Below are 19,390 nucleotides of genomic sequence, written 5' to 3'. Positions count from 1 at the left end.
AATTTCTCACAAACGACAAAAATTAACAGAAACAATTGCACTTTAAAAGAGGTGGAAATTATGACAGAGAAAAAAGAACAACAAGAGAGTAAAAAACAAAAGCATATGTTTCCATCACTTCCGGAGAACATTAGTTACATTGAAAATAAACTTTCTCATTCTGATGATATAAAAAAATTAGATCTCCCTTTTCAAAACGGAAAAGGAATAATCTTATATATCGAATCTTTAGCAGATCCAAATCTAATTCATCAGTTAGCTCTTGAGCCTTTATTGACACGGTCAGACTTAGCTATAGATAAAGCTTTTTCTACATTAAATATGAAAAAAGAAACGAATTTAAATTATGGTGTGCAGCTTTTATTACAAGGTAAATCCTTATATTTTCATGAACACGTCGACAGTTTTTGTATTTTCGAAACAGCTCTATCCTTAAAGAGAGATATAGCAGAACCTGATAATGAAGGAATTGTCCGTGGACCGCATACTGGTTTTGTAGAAGACTTAGCAACCAATTTAGCTTCCATTCGCAAACTCATAAAAAGTCCACATGTCGTCATTAAATATTTCACACTTGGTGAAGAAATGCATACGAAAGTGGCAATTGCTTATATGCAAAACATAGCGAATGACGATTTAGTTACAGAAGTAAAAAGAAGGTTAGAAACGATTAAGACAGATGCACTTATGCCTCCAGGATATATACAAGAATTTATAGAGGATACGTCTTTCTCACCATTTCCGCAGCAATTAAATACAGAGCGTCCAGATAGAGTCGCAGCAAATTTAATGGAAGGACGAGTTGCTATTTTATCTGATGGAGATCCAACAGCTCTTATCGTTCCTGTTACATTATTTGCTTTTTACCAATCACCAGATGACTATAATAACCGCTGGATTGTTGGTTCTTTCGTCCGAATGATTCGCCTAGTAAGCTTCTTGATTGCCTTTCTCTTACCAGCTATATATATCGCAACCGTAGCCTTCCATCCTGATGTATTGCCGCTCGAACTTGTGTATACAATTAAAGCTTCATTAGAGAAAGTACCACTTCCTCCTATTTTTGAAGCTCTCTTAATGGAATTAATCTTTGAATTATTACGGGAAGCTGGTATTCGCTTACCAAGCCGAGTTGGACAAACAATCGGTATTGTAGGTGGTTTAGTAATTGGTGATGCGATTGTAAAAGCCGGACTCGTTTCTTACACAATGATTATCGTTGTAGCTTTAACTGCAATCTCATCTTTTCTCGTTCCATCAAACGATATGAGTTCAGCAGTTCGAATTCTTCGTTTTCCATTAATGATTCTTGCTGCTATATTCGGATACGTCGGAATATCATTCGGTCTCATTATAACTTTCGTTCATTTATGTCAATTACATTCATTTCATACGCCATATCTTTCTCCTGTTGCCCCGATGCGGATAAAAGATATGAAAGATTCTTTTGTAAGACTTCCAATTTGGTCGTTTTGGGAACGACCACATGATCCAAAACCGAAAAAAATGCAACGACAACATGTAACGAGAGAGGATGAGGACGGTGACAAACACGCAAAGTAAAATTTCGCTCGTTCAATTTACCTTTTTCGTTATTCAATGCCAAATCGGAGTTGGTATCCTTTCTCTACCTAACCGTCTTCACCCGATAGCAAAAGGTGGCGGATGGATTTCTGCTCTCATCGCCGGGCTTGCAATTCAGCTTATTATTTTACTTATGTGGCTTTTTTTAAAACGATTTCCTGATGCAGATATGTATGAAAGTGTTTGTATGCTATTTGGTAATAAGTTTGGAAAACTATTAGGTTTTGCTTATGTTTTTTATTTTACGCTTATTGGTATGACGGTTATGTTGAATGCTTGTAATGTCATTAAAGTTTGGATATTACAAGCCACTCCTTGGTCTGCCATTCTCATCCTATTTACAATAGCTTGTTGCTATGTAGCCTATAATACATTTAAAGTAATTGTACGATTTTATGTCATGGCTTCTATTCTTATTTTCCCAATGGCACTTTTAATTGGACTTGGGCTCTCACGGGCTGACTTTTCTTATATTTTTCCAATTACAGAAGCTGGATGGTGGAATATTATTCAAGCATCCAAAGAAACAATTACAGCTATGTATGGTTTTGAAATCATTCTTATCGCTTTCCCAAAAGTAAACGGGAGTTCTGTCGCAAAACTGAAGGCCATTTCTATCGCTAACGGATTTGTAACTCTTTTTTATACTTTTACTGTTTGGATTTGCTTTATCGTATTTAGTCCAAAACAAATTGAGCTTATTCCAGAACCAGTTGCTTACTTATTACGTTCCTTACATATTGGGATTATAGACCGGACGGATTTACTATTTATACCAATATGGATGATAACAGTTGTGGCTTCTATTGCTAGTTATTATTGCGCTGCTTCAATCGGAGTTGGGCATATATTCAATCTTGCTAATCATAAAAAAGCTGTTCCAATCGTCGGTATTATTGCTTTTAGTGTAGCCTTATTTATAGATACACCTGAAGAATTAAAAGTAATCTCAACTTTCACTGATAAGTTCACGTATATTTTTATTGTTGTCCTCCCTCTTTTATTTCTACTTTATTCTGTGATACGAAATAAGAAAGGAGAACAGTATGTTCACAAGAAAAGTTAAATTACTTTCTATATTATGTGCTAGTTCCGTCCTTTCTGGCTGTTGGGATCAAGAACCATTAAGGGAAGCAAGGTTAGCTTATAGTATTGGATCTGATATTACGGAAGAGAATAAACTCCAGCAAACAATCGAGCTCGTAAAAAGTTCAAGCGGAGAGCAATCTTCATTCGAAAATGAAATACATTCAGCAACGGGGCATAACATAAGGGATACAAGCGATGCCCTAAAAAAAAATGTGACTGGGAATATTCGTTATTTTAAATATGGTGTTCAATTACTAGGAACCAAAATTCTAAAAAAAGGTATATTACCTTATTTAGATGTCAGCTTTCGGGACCCAACAAACCCAACTGCTTTAGTAAAACTTATTGCAGTAGATGGTGAAACATCCGAGATACTAGAAAAAAAGAAAGTAGGAAATTTACTAATTGGAGATTTTCTAAAGAAAAAAGTGAAAAGTTTAGAAGATATGAGTGTGTTTCCAAAAGAAACTTTAGAAACAGCTTCTACAAAAATGTTAGATCCCGGTAAAGACTTTACCCTCCCTTCTATAAAAATAAAAGGAAAAGAAGTGATTACAAACGGTCTAGCTTTATTTAATAATGATAAATTAACTGGGCATTTACCTTTGAAACAATCTGTTTTATTCGTATTATTAACTGGAAAAATGGGAACAAGTGCCCGTATAACCCAAAAGCTTACTAGCGATGAATCAGAGAAAACATCTGATTATTTAACAATGGAAATTAGCAATCGAAAGTTAAAACGCGACTTAAAAATAACAACAGATAAAAAAGGAAATGTTTATGCTCACATTAAGCTCCAACTAAAAGTTATAGCGCTTGAAGCTCCGAGAGATAATCTTTACAAAATGGATGAAAGAAAAAAACTAAATAAAGAATTGTCTACACAACTTACGAAAGAAGCTAAAAAGATAACGAAAAAGTTACAAAAAGCAAACTGTGATGCTTTCGGTATCGGCAGACACCTTATCGCCTATCACCCTGACTTATGGAAGAAGAAAAATTGGAATAAAGATTATGCAAAAGTAAAATTCAAACCTGAGGTAGAGGTAAACATTTTGTACAGTGGTGTCCTAAAATAAAAGGTTGTATGCCGCATGGGCATACAACCTTTTTATTTCGTATATCGATACACAATTGATTCATATGGTCTTAAGTTAAGTTTTGCAATATCCTTGCTGGCATCTTTATAATTCGACAGTAGTACTTCTTGTTTCATTCCATCTAATTGAACGTGCGCTTGTACAGAGTACGTTATTTCTTCTCCATAGAAGTTATTGATAACAAGTAATACCTCATCATTTACAGTACGTGTATATGCCCAAATCTTAGGATGATTTTCATCCAAAATAGCATATTCTCCTTCTGTAAGAACATCATACGTTTTTCTAAGTTCTATTAACTTTTTATAATGATAAAATACGGACTCTTTATCTTCTAATGCCTTCTCTACGTTTATTTCTTTAAAGTTTTCAGCCACTGAAATCCAAGGTGTACTTGTTGTAAAGCCACTGTTCATCTCTTCATTCCACTGCATTGGAGTACGGGAGTTGTCACGAGATTTTTGCTTTAAAATCCCTATAATCTCTTCTTTTGATAACCCTTCTTTTAGCTTTATATCGTATATATTTAACGATTCCACATCACGATATTGCTCGATGGACTCAAATTTAGGATTCGTCATACCGATTTCTTCCCCTTGATAAATATAAGGCGTTCCTTGCAGCATGTGCATGGCTGTCGCTAACATTTTTGCAGATTCGTTTCGGTACTTTCCATCATCACCAAAGCGTGACACGATGCGAGGCTGGTCATGATTACACCAAAATAACGCATTCCATCCTCCGCCCTTTTGCATTTCAATTTGCCAGCTAGACATAATCTCTTTTAATTTAATAAAATCAAAATCAGCCTTCGTCCACTTATCACCATTCGGATAATCTACTTTTAAATGATGGAAACTAAACGTCATACTTAATTCATTACGCTCAGGGTTTGAATATTTAATACAATTATCAATTGTCGTAGATGACATTTCTCCAACTGTAATTACATCTTTTCCTGCAAAAACATTTCGGTTCATCTCTTGTAAATATTCATGAACACGCGGACCATCTGTATAATACTTGCGTCCATCACTTGTCGCAGTACTACCTTCATCGTTTAAGAAACATTGGTCTTTTGAAATTAAGTTAATGACATCTAATCGGAATCCTGTTACTCCTTTATCCAGCCAAAAACGCATCATATCATATACTTCTTCACGAAGTTTTTCATTTTCCCAATTTAAATCAGCTTGTGTTTCATCAAATAAATGTAAATAATATTGCTCCGTCTTCTCATCATATTTCCAAGCAGATCCACCAAACTTAGACTGCCAATTATTTTTTTCATCACGCCAAATATAGTAATTACGATATGGACTATTTTTATCTTCCTTCGCTTCTTTAAACCACTTATGTTCAGTCGAACTATGATTTACAACAATATCAAGCATAATCTCAATGTTACGTACTTTCGCTTCTGCTAAAAGTTCTTCAAACTCTTCCATCGTTCCGTAAGATGGATCAATGCTGTAGTAATCACTTACATCATATCCATTATCATTTTGTGGTGATTGGTATATCGGTGTTAACCATATATAATCCACTCCGAGTTCTTTTAAATAATCTAGTTTCTCTGTAACACCTTTTATATCCCCGGTTTCTCTATTGTAATAACTATTAAAGCTCTTCGGATAAATTTGATAGACTACACTTTTATGCCAATCCTTCATGTTTAACTTCCTCCTACTTCTGTTTGACTCTTTTTGCAAATAACCATGTTAAAGTAAACGGGATTACAACTGCAATAATCATTCCTACAATAAACATTGGAATCGATTTCGGAATGATAGAAATAAATGCTGGCAATCCGCCAATTCCGATAGCAGGCGCTAATACACCATTTAATGTAATGAATATCGCTGCCACAGCAGATCCTATAATCGCTGCATAGAACGGGAACTTATTTCGTAAATTCACCCCAAACATCGCTGGTTCTGTAATACCGAAGTATGCTGAAATGGCTGATGTTGATGCCATACTTTTATCATTTTGATTTTTAGAAATCCAGAACATCGCAAGTGCCGCACTACCTTGCGCAATGTTAGAAAGAGCGATCATCGGCCAAATAAATGTCCCGCCATGTTGTGCAATTAATTGTAAATCAATTGCAATAAACATATGATGCATACCTGTAATTACAAGCGGTGCATATAACGCTCCAAATAATACTGCTCCAACTACTGGTACTGTTTCATATACACCTACTAATCCTACTGTTAATAAATCTCCAATATGACGTGTAACCGGACCGATAATTCCTAGTGCTAACACACCTGTCACAACGATTGTTGTAATTGGTACAACTAATAATTGAATTGCATTTGGTACATGTTTCTTTAAGAAAATTTCCACTTTACTTAATACAAATGCTGCTACTAAAACGGGTAAAATTTGTCCTTGATATCCTACCTTCTCAATTTGGAATAGTCCTAAAATATTGAAGTACTCAATCTTTTGACCCTCTAAACCAGTCGCTGCTTTTCCATAGTCCCAAGCGTTTAATAAGGCCGGGTGCACAAGCATTAATCCCATAACAATCCCTAGTATTGGACTACCACCAAAACGCTTCGTTGCTGACCAACCGACAAGTGCTGGTAAGAATACGAATGCTGTATTGGCCATCATATTAATTAAATCCCAAAGCCCGCCTAAGTTCGGATAAACATCTAATAAATTTTTCCCATCAAAAAATAAGTCCTTTGCGCCTAATAGATTGTTAATACCCATTAGTAAACCAGCTGTTACGATTGCTGGTAATATCGGCATAAATACATCCGAAAATATTTTCACAAACTTTTGAGCTGGATTTAACTTCTGATTTCCAGAGTCTTTTACGTCCGCTACAGTCGATTCTTTCATACCTGCAAGCGTTATCAATTCAGCGTAAACACGATCTACATCCCCTGGACCAATTACAATTTGAAATATACCAGCGTTATGAAACGCTCCTTTCACTAATGAAACAGACTGTAATTTATCATTATCTATTTTACTTTCATCTTTTAAAGCGATACGGAGCCTCGTCACACAATGTGCAGCTTGTTCAATATTGTCTTTCCCACCAATATACTGCAACACTTCCTCTGCTGTTTTACGATAGTCTTTCCCCATATTCCCGTCCCTCTTTTCTTTTTTTGATACCGTTTACAATTACATATTAACTCGTATATATAAGTTAGTCAACACTCGTATATACGAGTTTGTGTTTTTTTTATAAAAAAAAGAGATGAAACAATATTTTGTTCCACCTCTTTACTTCCTGCGTGCCACATCCGAAAAGTGAAAAATATCTAAACGGTGGCGTGATTCTGTATATTCAAACTGACTTCCATCATACAAATGTGTAAAGTTTTTCACAACGACAACATAGTCTGTTCCATTTAAATCTAAATACTTTCTGTCATCCTCTGTACATGGCTGTACTTCTATTACCCTCTGCGAATAACTAATATGTAGCCCAAGCTCTTTCTCGATGTATTTATAAATCGATGCAGTTGCAATTTCTTTCGTTAATCCTGGAATAAACTCAGATACAAAATGATTTATATCTAAAATTACTTTTTCTCCATCAATATTTCGTACACGTTTAATATGGTCAATCTCTGTTTTTTCTTTTACATTTAATAATTTCGCAATGTCTTTTGTGGCTTTTTCTTTGTCCATTTCCACAACTTCCGTAATACAATGACGTCCTAAACGTTCATTTTCTTCTTGGAAACTTACAATACCGCCAAAATTAAATTCAATATTTTTTCGCTTTAAAACAAAAACACCTTTCCCATGAATTTTTTGCACATATCCACGCTCTTGCAGTAAATCTACAGCTTTTCTTACCGTGCCTCGGCTTGCCTCATACTGCTTCATTAATTCTGTTTCTGATGGGATTTTGCATCCCTCTTTTAATTGTTTATTATCAATAGATTTACTGATTTCTGTATAAATTTGTTCATACTTACTCATCATCTACAATAGCCCCTTGTCACCTTCTAATTCTATATGTATTATAACATGCTTCACTCTTCTGCCAATCTCTCACTTATTTTCCAGTACAAGAAAAATATAGGTAAATATTTAATCTTTAAAACGTATTTTTATAAAAATTTTTATATTTTTCTTTTCATTCAAAAAAACATGTAGTATACTAACTTCAAAATCAGAGGAGAAAGGGAGCAAAGAACTATGCTTACTTATACAACAACTGTAGTTACATTTGCACAAAAACATCATCATCATACGTAACCCTTGAAACCTAGCGGAAAAATTACGCGTAGGTACAAGGGTTATTCCCGTTGTACCTACGCTTTGGCGAAAGAGCCATGTAGGTATTTTTTTATCTACATGGCTCTTTTTTTATTGTCAAAAAGCTAGTAAAAAATGATGTTTAAGCAAAACTTACTACAAAGGAGTTAACAAAAATGGAAACGAAAAAATGGGGATTATGGGTTTTAACAGCATTTGTTATCGGGAATATGGTTGGCGGTGGCGTATTTATGCTTCCAGCAAATTTAGCACAAGTATCAGGGCCAATGGGTTCTACACTCGCATGGAGTATTACAGGCCTTGGCGTATTTATGATTGCACTTGTATTTGGAAATTTAGCGATTCGGAAACCAGAATTAAAAGCTGGACCACAAAGCTATGCTCAAGCGATGTTTCCTTCAAAAAAAGCTGGTAAAGTTGCAGGATATAGTATGGCATGGGGATATTGGGCTGCTAACTGGGCTGCAACAGCATCTGTTATTATTTCCTTTGCTGGATATTTATCAACATTCTTTCCAGTTTTACAAAGTAAGCAAATTCTTTTTTCAATAAATGGATTTTCACTGGAACTCGGAAAAGGATTAACTTTCCTCGTATGTAGCCTTATGCTGTGGGGAATTCAATATATTCTTTCTCAAAATATTGATCGAGCTGGAAACATGAATCTACTTGCTACCATTGCAAAAATTATCGGATTTACAATGTTTATTGTAATTACATTATTCATTTTCAACGCCTCTAATTTCGGAGACGGTCAAACCTTTATGAATGAAGCAGGACAATCAATCTCATTAGGTGGACAAATCAATTCAGCTGCTATTGCAACACTCTGGGCATTTATCGGTATTGAATCAGCAGTTATGCTTTCTAATCGTGCAAAATCACAGCGCGATGTAAAAAAAGCTACGATTTTCGGATTAATTATCGCTCTTCTTATTTACATGTCAATTACTTTACTTACAATGGGAGCTCTTCCGCAAGATGCTTTAAAAGAGTCTCAAAAACCATTAGTAGACGCATTAAATTTAGCAATTGGAAATAAAGGTGCATATATAATGGCTTTACTCGCTCTTATATCTTTATTTGGATCTACAGTTGGCTGGATTGTTGTTAGTTCAGAAGTACCTTACCAGGCAGCAAAAAATGGACTTTTCCCTAAGTTTTTCGGGAAAACAAATAAAAAAGGTAGTCCTTCAAAATCACTATTGATTACAAATGTAATGACGCAAATTTTCTTATTTTCAACGATTTCTGGTACTGTTTCAGAAGCGTATAGTTTCGCTATCGTCGTAGCAACATTAGCCTATTTAATTCCATACCTTGTTTCTACCTTGTACCAATTAAAATTAGTTATTACAGGAGAAACGTATGATATACTGCCAGGATCTCGAGTAAAAGATGGAATCATTACGACATTAGCGTTGATATACTCCATTTGGGTTATCAAAACGGGAACTGCTGATTTAAAAACATTCTTCTTAGGAATTGGATTGTTCGTATTAGGTCTTATTCTTTATCCAGTACTAATGAAAGACTCACAAAAAACGGATTAAATAAAGAGAAGCTGCTGGCTTCTCTTTTTTATTAAAAATCTGTAATTAACTTTTCTTTTAGCTCTCCTACAGATAAAGGTTTCGCATAATAAAATCCCTGTACATAATCACAGCTCATTGATTGTAACAAACTCTCTTGCTCTACTGTTTCTACTCCTTCAGCAACTACTGCTAAATTTAAACTATGAGCAATTTCAATAACGGATTTTACAATCGTTCGTTCTGGTTGTGCGTGATCATAATGAAATTCACGAATAAAATTACGATCAATTTTTACAATATCCAGTGGTAGTTGTTTTAAATAATATAAGGAAGAATAGCCAGTCCCGAAATCATCCAAAGCAATTAAAACACCCATATTTCTTAATTCTTGTAATGTAGCAATAATATAATCAAAATGACGGACTGCAATGCTTTCCGTTATTTCTAATATTAAACGGTTCGGAGGAAAGCCAGTTCTCTTTAAAATGCTACGTACTGATAAAATAAAACGTTTCTGCATTAATTGTTGTATAGATAAATTCACAGATAACTTTAGTCCTTCTTGATAATTCGGCAATGTTTTAAACAAGCGACATGATTTTTCTAATACCCAGTCTCCTAGTTTTATAATAAGTCCAGACTCTTCAGCTACAGGGATAAATTCGCTTGGTGAAATAGGTCCGTCTTCTGTCATACAACGTACTAGAGCTTCTATACCAGAATATCTCTTCGTTTTCAAATCAATAATAGGCTGCAATGCTACATCTAACTCTTCATCACGAATTGCCTTTTGCAAAGCAAACTCAACTTTCATTCTACGATTTATTTTCGCGCGTAGCTCATCTGTAAAGAAACACGCAGCGTTTCTCCCCTGTTCTTTTGCACTATACATAGCTAAGTCAGAGTTTTTCAATAACGTTTCCACATCTTGTCCGTCTTGTGGATAAGAACAAAGTCCTAGACTAGCTGAAATGTATACTTCATGGCCTTCCAGCATAAATGGTGCCTGAAAACATGACAACACAGATGTCGCTAACTGACTCATATCATCTTGTCTATGATTTTTTGTTAACAGCACAAATTCGTCGCCACCTAGCCTAGCCAGAACATCTTTCTCTCCTAGTACATAATGCAACCTTGAAGCAACTTCACTTAAAAGTAAATCCCCTATCATATGACCTAATGTATCATTTACTAATTTAAAACGGTCCAAATCAAAGTAAATCATACCAAATTCTTTTTTATCTGCAATCAATTCGTTAACGGTCGTTATTAATTGTAAACGGTTAGGCAAACTCGTTAAAGCATCATGATAGGCAAGTTCCCTATAACGACTTTCACTTAGCCGCAATCTATGTTCCGCTTCTTTTCTACTACTAATATCATTTCGAATTGCGATAAACTGGTATGGCTCTCCTTTTTCATTTAAAAATGGAACAATTGTTGTTTTGACCCAATAATATGTACCATCTTTTGCTCGATTCCGAATCTCACCTGTCCATACTTTCCCATTCAAAATACGCTTCCATAAGTCTTGAAAAAAGGTTTTTGGATGATGTCCTGAATTTAAAATACGGTGATCTTTTCCAATTAATTCTTCTCTTTTGTATTTAGAGATTTCACAAAATTTATCATTTACATATGTAATAAGACCTTTTCGATCTGTAATTGCAACAATTGAAGACTCATCTAATGCTAACTTTAAATCTCGCAATGAAGAGTCATATAATGCATGACCTCTCTGTTCTAGCATGCGCATCTCTCCTTGCTTCTATCTGACTAAAACACAACCTGTTTCTCTTCATAGAAATAGAGATATTTCATTTTCTAATACTAGCCCATTACATAAATTATCTTTTTGAATAGACCGATTAAAATAACATAATATTATTTGTAATAAAAAGCAATATTATACCGTTCTAATTATAAATAGTAGCTTCTCATCTCCCTAATTATTTCGCACCTTATTATACTGCAATCCCTTTAAGTGGCTCTATGCAAGCCTTGTTTCCAACTAATACCACTCACATCTGATCTCTTTGTTTTTAATAACGAAATAGAAATTAGAACATACTACATAACTATTCACGAATAATAATATAAAACTCTACATCAATGTATATGTTTTTGAATTACAATAACAAAATATTAACATATTTTCACCTTAATTTTGGAAGTATTTTATAAATAAATACCGTATTAAACTAAAAAAGAGGATAGCCTCTTTTTTAGTTTAATACGAATATGGTATTTGCTGATAACCTGGGTATGGCATTGGATACGTTACAGGGTATGGCGACGGATAAGCTACTGGATATGGAGCCGGATAATACCCTCCACTTGTTGCACCTGTTAATGCACCAGCTGTTAGTCCGCCTAACACTCCTCCTGCAAAGCTTCCAGGGAAAAATCCGCCTCCCCATGAACTACCACCACCCCAGCCCCATCCGCCTCCGTGATGATGATGGTGATGGTGATCATAGTGATTGTGTCCTCCATGGTGATGATGTCCACCGTTATGATTGTGCCCACCATGATTGTGTCCTCCATGATGATTTCGATAATACAATCCATTATTTTCTATATAATTCATGTTTCTCCGCTCCTTTTCGATTTTTTCATTTTCATATGCGTTAAGAGTGGGATAAAAAATGGGATAGTACACTGTATGTAGGACAAATGCGGAAAGTATAGGTGAAATGTCTATATTTTGTAAAAAAAGCAAAACACCTTATAATAAAGATGTCATATTACATCTTCTATTTAAGAAGTCTATATTGAAAAAAGATTAGGGGAATTATATAGAAATGAAGAAGCCTATCGTTCAATTACTATTAATATTTACAATTGTATCTATCGTTCTGTTCCTATTAAATACATCGTATATCTCGTTATATACTTTTGTCGGTGCTCTATGGTCCATCACAATCGTAGGAATTTCATTCGTTATTTTTATAGAAAATAGATCTCCACAAAGTACATTAGCATGGTTTTTAGTATTAGCACTTCTTCCTATTATAGGTGTGCTATTATACGCTATTTTCGGGCGCAGCCGCTGGAGAAGAAAAAAACATCTCCATCGTTCAGAAGAACAAAGAAAATTATTCCGTGAAATATTAGAAGGAAGAAGACTAGAGTTATTACTCACAGTCCCACTAAATGAACGTTCCATACATTTAACAGAAGTCATACAAAAATTTGGAGGCGGTCCTGCTGCAGATAAAACAACTACAAAACTTTTAACAAACGGAGATCAAACATTTTCAGAAATTTTGCGAGCTATAGAGCAAGCAAAACATCATATACATATTCAATACTACATTTATAAATCTGATGAAATTGGTACAAAAGTTCGAGATGCTTTAATACAAAAAGCAAAAGATGGTGTTATTGTACGCTTCCTTTATGATGGCCTTGGAAGTAATACGTTAAGACGACGATTTTTGCAACCTATGAAAGAAGCTGGGATTGAAATTGTAGAATTTGACCCTATTTTTTCAGCTTGGTTACTTGAAACTGTCAATTATCGTAACCATCGAAAAATTGTTATTGTAGATGGCGAAATTGGTTTTACCGGAGGACTCAATGTCGGTGATGAATATCTTGGCCGTTCCAAGAAATTTCCTGTTTGGCGTGATAGTCATTTAAAAATAGAAGGAAAAGCATTATATAAATTACAAGCAATCTTTCTAGAAGACTGGCTCTATGCCTCTAGTGGTTTAAATACTTATTCCTGGGATCAATTCATGAATAGACAATACTTCCCAGGTAAAGAGATTTCAAATGCAGAAGGTGCTGTTCAAATCGTAGCAAGCGGACCAAGCTCCGATGATAAAAGTATTCGTAATACATTATTAGCTGTTATGGGCTCTGCAAAAAAATCCATTTGGATCGCTACACCCTACTTTATTCCAGATCAAGAAACTTTAACATTATTACGCTTAAGTGCAATTGCCGGAATAGATGTACGGATTTTATATCCAGGTAAAAGTGATAGCATCATTAGTGATCAAGCATCTCAATCCTATTTCACTCCGTTTTTAAAAGCTGGTGCTTCTATTTACAGTTATAAAGATGGTTTTATGCATGCAAAAATTGTACTCGTTGATGATACAATTGCAACTATTGGAACAGCGAACATGGATGTACGTAGCTTTGAATTGAATTACGAAATTATTAGCGTGCTTTATGAATCAAAAACAGTTCACGACATTAAACGTGATTTTGAAGAAGATTTTAAACATTCAACTGAAATTAAATGGAACTCTTTCCAAAAAAGAAGTATAAAAAAACGCATATTGGAGTCTTTCATGAGGCTCATTTCTCCTTTACTGTAGGCAATCAACTTCATCTTGATTGCTTTTTCTTTTCCCTTTATCCTCCTTCCTTTTCTTTGCATACCATATTAAAACAAGTTATCATAAGATGTATTACTTTATGAAAATAATGTTAGGTGGGAAATACATGTTAGAACAATTTCATATACATGCTGATTTAAAACAACAGCTTTCTACGATTCATGAAAAGAATAAACAAGAAGCTGGTGAAAATGCACATTTAATCGGAACGAAAATATATAAAGCGTCTGATAATAGCATTATTGAAGATGCGATTACAGCACTTCTTCTTGGCAAGAACATTCTATTAAAAGGACCGACTGGTAGTGGTAAAACAGTACTAGCGGAAACTCTTTCTTCTTTATTCCAAAAACCAATGCATAGCATTAACTGCTCTGTCGACTTAGATGTAGAGGGTATTTTAGGATACAACACACTACAAACGAAAGATGGTGCATCTGAAGTTTCATTCGTTAACGGTCCTCTTATGAAAGCAATGAAGAACGGTCACTTCCTATATATTGACGAAATCAATATGGCAAAACCTGAAACGTTACCACTTCTTCACGGCGCATTAGATTACCGTAAAATGATCACAAACCCATTTACACAAGAGGTTGTATACGGTAATGACGAATACCGTGTAATTGCTGCGATTAACGAAGGTTACGTTGGAACAAGTGAACTAAACGAAGCGTTAAAAAACCGTTTCGTTATTATTGAAGTTCCTTACATTCAAGGTGATACATTAAAAGAATTATTATTAGCAGAATCAAAATTAAAAGATGTTGCAACAATTGAAAAGTTCGTTGCCTTTGCAAGCGACCTTATGCCTTTAGCTCGCGATGGACGTGTAAGTGAAGAAGCGGCAAGTATTCGTGGCATTATCGATGCATGTGATTTAGGTGTATATATTCCTGTTATGCGAGCGATTGAACGAAGCATAATTGCAAAACTTAATGATGAAACAGAACAAATGACTGTCCGTGAATTAGCAGAAAGTTATTTCTTTGAGGGATAATTTATGAGACAAATTTTTAGTGACAAAAAAATTGATGCGTCGCTGTTTCTACAAATGGAAAACTTAATGTATGCCCTTCTAAAAGAAGACGATGCCTATCTTGAATATGGCTATAAAGCATACTACGACGAAATTGAAAAGAAAGTTGTCATTAGTCACTTTTGGGATGATCGAAAAGAAGAAGATACAGTAATCGGATTAAAAAGCGAAGTGTTCTTAAAAGCACTTGGTAATAAACATTACTCGGACATGACTTTAATTCGTTCTTATGCGATTGAATTGCAAGAATCGCCCCTAAAAAAGTTTTTAACACAATTATTTGTTCTATTAGAAGATTTACGCGTTGAGGAAATTGTAAAGAACTTACGTCCTGGCACGAAGCATGTTTTTAAAAGAAGAAAAGAAATGTATCGCAATTACTTTAGCTCACAAAATGAAATCAATCGCGTTCGTAACTATCACGGTGATCGTCTATTTTGCCTATGCTATCTTTCATTAACGAGCGATAAATATGAAATGTTTAATAATGAATATTTCGAACAAATTGAAGCTATTTTGCATGAAACATTCCAAGCTCGTAATACGGAAGATATTATGTATATCGTTGAGAAAATTCGCTACCGCTTAGAGGAGCTTCTTGAAAGTGATATGCTTAACAACTATTTCGGACATGCACCGCTTTATTTATCTGTTCTTGCAGACGACAAGAACTGTCGCGTCGAAGATTTAGCAAATGATGATACGCAGCTTATAGATGACGATGAAAATAAAAACAAAATGGATGAAAGTTTCTCCACATGGCATCGTGAAAATAAAAATAACGAAAACGAGAACTTTTTACGCTTTGAATTAGAAAGCGGAACAAAAACAAACATGATGGGCGATACTGCTCGTGAATCAGAAGATGGCGACCAAGCACTTGGTTCTGTACAAGGTACTTCTCAAAAAAGTACACAATCCAACTTTGATGGCGCTGATACAGAAGAAGCAAGGGCTTCACACGCTTCTAGTCAAAATGATGGTGCATATGGTAAATATAACACTGGCGCTTCTCATACATTTAAAGAAGCACGTAAACCAAATCCTGATGAGAAAAAGGATTACCAAGCTATCAAATCAGTCGTTAATAAAGATGTAAAAGAATTAAAGAAAATTATCGAAAAAACGATTGAAAATAAAACGAATGCAAATAGTGATAAATATTACGGAAGACTTCGTAAGAAATTCCTTCGTATTTATACTGAAAAGCAGCCTCGCATGTTTTATAAAAAAGGGCAAGAATCACAAGAGCTCGACGTTGCATTCCAACTGTTAGTTGACTGTTCTGGTTCTATGTATAACAAAATGGAAGAAACGAAGAAGAGTGTTGTACTATTCCATGAAGCTTTAAAATCTTTAAAAATCCCGCACGCTATTAGCGGATTTTGGGAAGATGCCTCTAGCGCTAAACCTGAAGATAAGCCGAACGTTATCCATGAAGTTGTAAATTATAAAAACTCAACGTTACCAAACGTTGGTCCAGAAATTATGCAACTTCGTGAAGAAGAAGATAACCGCGACGGATATATTATTCGTATCGTTTCTGAAAAGCTTGCCAAAAGACCTGAGAAACATAAATTCTTACTAGTCTTCACAGACGGTGAGCCTTCTGCGCTAGACTATCAACAAGACGGAATTTTAGATACGCATGAAGCTGTTAAACTCGCGCGTAAAAGTGGTATGGAAGTAATCGGTATCTTCATCGAAGAAGGCGAAGCGAAAGAAGCAACTTATCAATTGATGAAAAACATTTATAACCATCACTTCTTAGTTGCAAATCACGCTGAAGATTTACGACTGAAGATTAAACCATTACTGAAAAAATTATTACTGAAGACGATTGAATAGAAAATAGGAGCCTTGTGGCTCCTGTTTTTTCGTTCAATTACTTTGTTTCTGGTTGAAACTTGTATGGAATGGCTACTTCTAACAAATATTCAAATCCTCCGTCATAGTATGGGAAGCGCTCATTCGCAATTGTTCGATCCACCCACTCTACTGCAGAAATTTCACCTTCATCTTCCGCAATAAGTTCACCTTTTTCTACATTCGCTCGGAATGTAAAAAATAGCGCATGATTCCCTGATTCTTCAAAGAATTTTTCATTGATCGCAACAAGTCCACCTAACGTAGCAGTTAAACCTGTCTCTTCTTTCACTTCTCTTATTAGTGCTTCCTCTAATATTTCACCTTTTTCCACAGCCCCACCTGGCAATGACCAAACGTTTTGTTCTACATTATGTACCATTAATATTTTATCTGTTTCTTCGTCATGTATTAGTGCATATACGACATCAACTCTTTGCATGTTGCTTTTCTCCTTCAATTAACTCATCCATTGTAAATAAAGAATGTAGTTGTAAACCATCTGCTAATAAGTTTTCTCTTCCCTCTTTCGTTCGTTCAATCACACCTAGAACATGATGTACTTTCGCACCTAGTTCTCTTAAATCTTTCGTGCTTAATAATATTTGACCACCTGTCGTAATAACATCCTCAACAACACAAATATTTTTCCCAGCAATATTAACGCCTTCTGCTAACTTACATGTGCCGTACTTCTTCGCTTCTTTTCTTACAAATACGACCGGTATACCTGTTTGTAAAGATAATGCCGTTGCTACTGGAATTCCTCCCATCTCTAAACCAGCGAGTGCTTCTGTATCAGGAGGAATGAGCTCTTTCAACTGTTTAGTAATTTCTAATAACAGTACTGGATTAGATTCAAATAAGTACTTATCAAAATATTGATTTGATACTTGTCCTGATCGAAGCTTAAATGTTCCCGTTAAACGTGACGTACTGTAAATTTCCTTTGCTAATTCCCATTTCTCCATTCCTTGTCTCCCCTTTACACACAAATTAACTCATTCTATCACATTTGTAATTATTTGTATATTCCCAAAATACAAATAAAAAGAGCCGATTCCTAAGAATCGACTCTTCCTATTAATTCATCACTAACTCAGCTGTGAGCTTTTTTTTTAACTTAGCCAGCATGTCAGTTGTCATTTTGTCTAAATCGTATTCTGCTTTAAAGCCCCACTCTTTCATTGCTGCTGTTGCATCAATAGAGTTTGGCCAGCTATCAGCGATTGTTTGACGAGCTGGATCTACTGCATAATCCATTGTAAACGTCGGAATGTGTTTACGAATTGACGCTGCAATTTGCTCTGGCTCGAAGCTCATTGCTGTAATGTTAAATGCATTTCTATGCACTAGCTTACTTGGATCAGCTTCCATTAATGAAATGATCGCTTGTAAAGCATCAGGCATATACATCATGTCCATGTACGTTCCTTCAGCAATGTATGAGGTGTATGCACCTTTTTTAATCGCCTCATAATAAATTTCAACTGCATAATCAGTTGTTCCGCCTCCTGGAGGAGCTACGTAAGAAATTAAACCTGGGAAACGGACACCGCGCGTATCTACGCCAAATTTTTGATGATAATAATCACACAGTAATTCTCCTGCTACTTTGTTTACCCCATACATCGTAGTAGGACGCTGAATTGTATCTTGCGGTGTATTATCTTTTGGCGTCGATGGACCGAATGCACCGATAGAACTTGGCGTGAAGAACTTACAGTTTAATTCACGAGCTGCTTCTAGAGCATTTACAAGTCCACCCATATTTAAATTCCATGCAAATAACGGATTTTTTTCTGCTGTTGCTGAAAGTAAAGCTGCTAAATGAATAATTGTATCTACTTCATTACGCTTTGCGATATCATGTAGTTTTTGTCCATCTGTTACATCTAACGTTTCAAATGGACCAGACGTTACTACTTCACTATCTGTTTCACGAATATCTGTTGCAATAACATTTGATGCGCCGTATACATCACGAAGTTTCATTACTAGTTCAGAACCAATTTGCCCTAAAGAACCGGTTACTAGAATTTTTTTCATTTTCCCCACTCCTCATTTGCAAGCTATTCAAAAGATGTCGTTACTTAAATGATGCCCATTTCTTTTCCTACTTTTTCATACTTAAGAATTGCTTCATCTAACATTTCTTTCGTATGAGCTGCTGTAGGCATATTACGAACGCGCCCTGTTCCTTTTGCTACAGTTGGGAACACGATAGATTTTGCGTATACACCTTCTTCATTTAGACGTTTACTAAATTCTTGTGTTAATACTTCGTCCCCAATGATACAAGGTGTAATTGGCGTTTCACTTTCCCCAATGTTAAAGCCAAGTTCTTTTAATCCTTGTTTTAAGTAGCGACCATTTTCCCATAAGCGATCGTGTAACTCTGTGCTTTCCATTAAGATTTCAATTGATCTCATGCAAGCTGCTGGCGCGACACGTTTCTCTATAAGCGTTTAGACGTGAAGTGAGAGTGTTGCTGAAATTTATCTTAAGCAACAATAACTAATATATCGAGAGTTGGAATGAAAATCGTCATGT

Annotated in this window: 15 protein-coding genes and 1 pseudogene; 7 read left to right on the top strand and 9 right to left on the bottom strand. The window is 35.2% G+C overall.

The window, feature by feature from the left end; genetic code table 11:
- Positions 1 to 60: 60 nt before the first annotated feature.
- Genes gerKA through gerKC form a run of 3 tightly spaced genes read left to right on the top strand, consistent with a single transcriptional unit; the run spans position 61 to position 3,755 of the window.
- A complete protein-coding gene (gene gerKA / locus MR168_RS17275) occupies positions 61 to 1,563 on the top strand; it encodes a spore germination protein GerKA (RefSeq protein ID WP_000136667.1) in 1,503 nt (500 codons plus the stop codon).
- Positions 1,544 to 2,650, top strand: coding sequence for a GerAB/ArcD/ProY family transporter (locus MR168_RS17270; protein ID WP_086412270.1), 1,107 nt, complete (start codon positions 1,544 to 1,546; stop codon positions 2,648 to 2,650). The genes gerKA and MR168_RS17270 overlap by 20 nt, the downstream gene beginning before the upstream one ends.
- On the top strand, positions 2,631 to 3,755 hold the full coding sequence (gene gerKC, locus MR168_RS17265) for a spore germination protein GerKC (RefSeq protein WP_016121831.1): 1,125 nt from the start codon (positions 2,631 to 2,633) through the stop codon (positions 3,753 to 3,755). The genes MR168_RS17270 and gerKC overlap by 20 nt, the downstream gene beginning before the upstream one ends.
- A 32-nt stretch (positions 3,756 to 3,787) precedes the next feature.
- Here the strand turns inward: gerKC and treC are convergent, their stop codons facing one another.
- From treC to treR, 3 genes are all read right to left on the bottom strand, one after another.
- Positions 3,788 to 5,449, bottom strand: a complete 1,662-nt coding sequence (treC, locus tag MR168_RS17260; RefSeq protein WP_086412271.1) for an alpha,alpha-phosphotrehalase — start codon at positions 5,447 to 5,449, stop codon at positions 3,788 to 3,790.
- 13 nt (positions 5,450 to 5,462) lie between these two features.
- The gene (gene treP, locus MR168_RS17255; RefSeq protein WP_000513935.1) at positions 5,463 to 6,890 is read right to left on the bottom strand and encodes a PTS system trehalose-specific EIIBC component; all 1,428 of its coding nucleotides are present in this window, start codon (positions 6,888 to 6,890) and stop codon (positions 5,463 to 5,465) included.
- 141 nt (positions 6,891 to 7,031) lie between these two features.
- Positions 7,032 to 7,742 carry a trehalose operon repressor gene (gene treR / locus MR168_RS17250; protein WP_000987240.1) on the bottom strand — a complete coding sequence of 237 codons (711 nt, stop codon included), beginning with the start codon at positions 7,740 to 7,742 and terminating at the stop codon, positions 7,032 to 7,034.
- A gap of 452 nt (positions 7,743 to 8,194) precedes the next feature.
- On the opposite strand from treR, the gene MR168_RS17245 reads away from it, so the two are divergent.
- Positions 8,195 to 9,592, top strand: coding sequence for an amino acid permease (locus MR168_RS17245; RefSeq protein ID WP_000448447.1), 1,398 nt, complete (start codon positions 8,195 to 8,197; stop codon positions 9,590 to 9,592).
- A 31-nt stretch (positions 9,593 to 9,623) separates the two neighbouring features.
- Here MR168_RS17245 and MR168_RS17240 read toward each other — a convergent pair whose 3' ends face one another.
- On the bottom strand, positions 9,624 to 11,327 hold the full coding sequence (locus tag MR168_RS17240) for a putative bifunctional diguanylate cyclase/phosphodiesterase (protein ID WP_000893345.1): 1,704 nt from the start codon (positions 11,325 to 11,327) through the stop codon (positions 9,624 to 9,626).
- A 480-nt stretch (positions 11,328 to 11,807) separates the two neighbouring features.
- Positions 11,808 to 12,167 (bottom strand): cobalt transporter, encoded by a 360-nt coding sequence (locus MR168_RS17235; RefSeq protein ID WP_086412276.1) that lies wholly within the window; start codon positions 12,165 to 12,167, stop codon positions 11,808 to 11,810.
- A 214-nt stretch (positions 12,168 to 12,381) separates the two neighbouring features.
- On the opposite strand from MR168_RS17235, the gene MR168_RS17230 reads away from it, so the two are divergent.
- The 3 genes from MR168_RS17230 (at position 12,382) to MR168_RS17220 (ending at position 16,819) form a co-directional block, all read left to right on the top strand.
- Positions 12,382 to 13,911 (top strand): cardiolipin synthase, encoded by a 1,530-nt coding sequence (locus MR168_RS17230; RefSeq protein ID WP_086412272.1) that lies wholly within the window; start codon positions 12,382 to 12,384, stop codon positions 13,909 to 13,911.
- A gap of 127 nt (positions 13,912 to 14,038) precedes the next feature.
- The gene (locus MR168_RS17225) at positions 14,039 to 14,932 is read left to right on the top strand and encodes an ATP-binding protein (RefSeq protein WP_086412273.1); all 894 of its coding nucleotides are present in this window, start codon (positions 14,039 to 14,041) and stop codon (positions 14,930 to 14,932) included.
- Between the two features lie 3 nt (positions 14,933 to 14,935).
- A complete protein-coding gene (locus tag MR168_RS17220) occupies positions 14,936 to 16,819 on the top strand; it encodes a vWA domain-containing protein (RefSeq protein WP_086412274.1) in 1,884 nt (627 codons plus the stop codon).
- 37 nt (positions 16,820 to 16,856) lie between these two features.
- Here the strand turns inward: MR168_RS17220 and MR168_RS17215 are convergent, their stop codons facing one another.
- The 4 genes and pseudogenes from MR168_RS17215 to MR168_RS17200 all read right to left on the bottom strand — a co-directional run.
- Positions 16,857 to 17,279 (bottom strand): NUDIX hydrolase, encoded by a 423-nt coding sequence (locus MR168_RS17215; RefSeq protein ID WP_001189941.1) that lies wholly within the window; start codon positions 17,277 to 17,279, stop codon positions 16,857 to 16,859.
- Positions 17,266 to 17,808: an orotate phosphoribosyltransferase gene (gene pyrE, locus MR168_RS17210; RefSeq protein ID WP_000417037.1), complete on the bottom strand. Its 543-nt coding sequence runs from the start codon at positions 17,806 to 17,808 to the stop codon at positions 17,266 to 17,268. Before pyrE ends, MR168_RS17215 begins: the two co-directional genes overlap by 14 nt.
- 112 nt (positions 17,809 to 17,920) lie before the next feature.
- Positions 17,921 to 18,886 (bottom strand): L-threonine 3-dehydrogenase, encoded by a 966-nt coding sequence (locus MR168_RS17205; protein WP_000723125.1) that lies wholly within the window; start codon positions 18,884 to 18,886, stop codon positions 17,921 to 17,923.
- Positions 18,887 to 18,930: 44 nt separating this feature from the next.
- A pseudogene (locus MR168_RS17200) lies at positions 18,931 to 19,278 on the bottom strand (aminotransferase class I/II-fold pyridoxal phosphate-dependent enzyme); the annotation flags it as partial.
- Between the last annotated feature and the right edge of the window lie 112 nt (positions 19,279 to 19,390).

Source organism: Bacillus cereus group sp. BfR-BA-01356 (genome assembly GCF_022663635.1).
Taxonomy (GTDB): domain Bacteria; phylum Bacillota; class Bacilli; order Bacillales; family Bacillaceae_G; genus Bacillus_A; species Bacillus_A cereus.
This window is presented reverse-complemented; position numbering and strand designations above follow the sequence as displayed.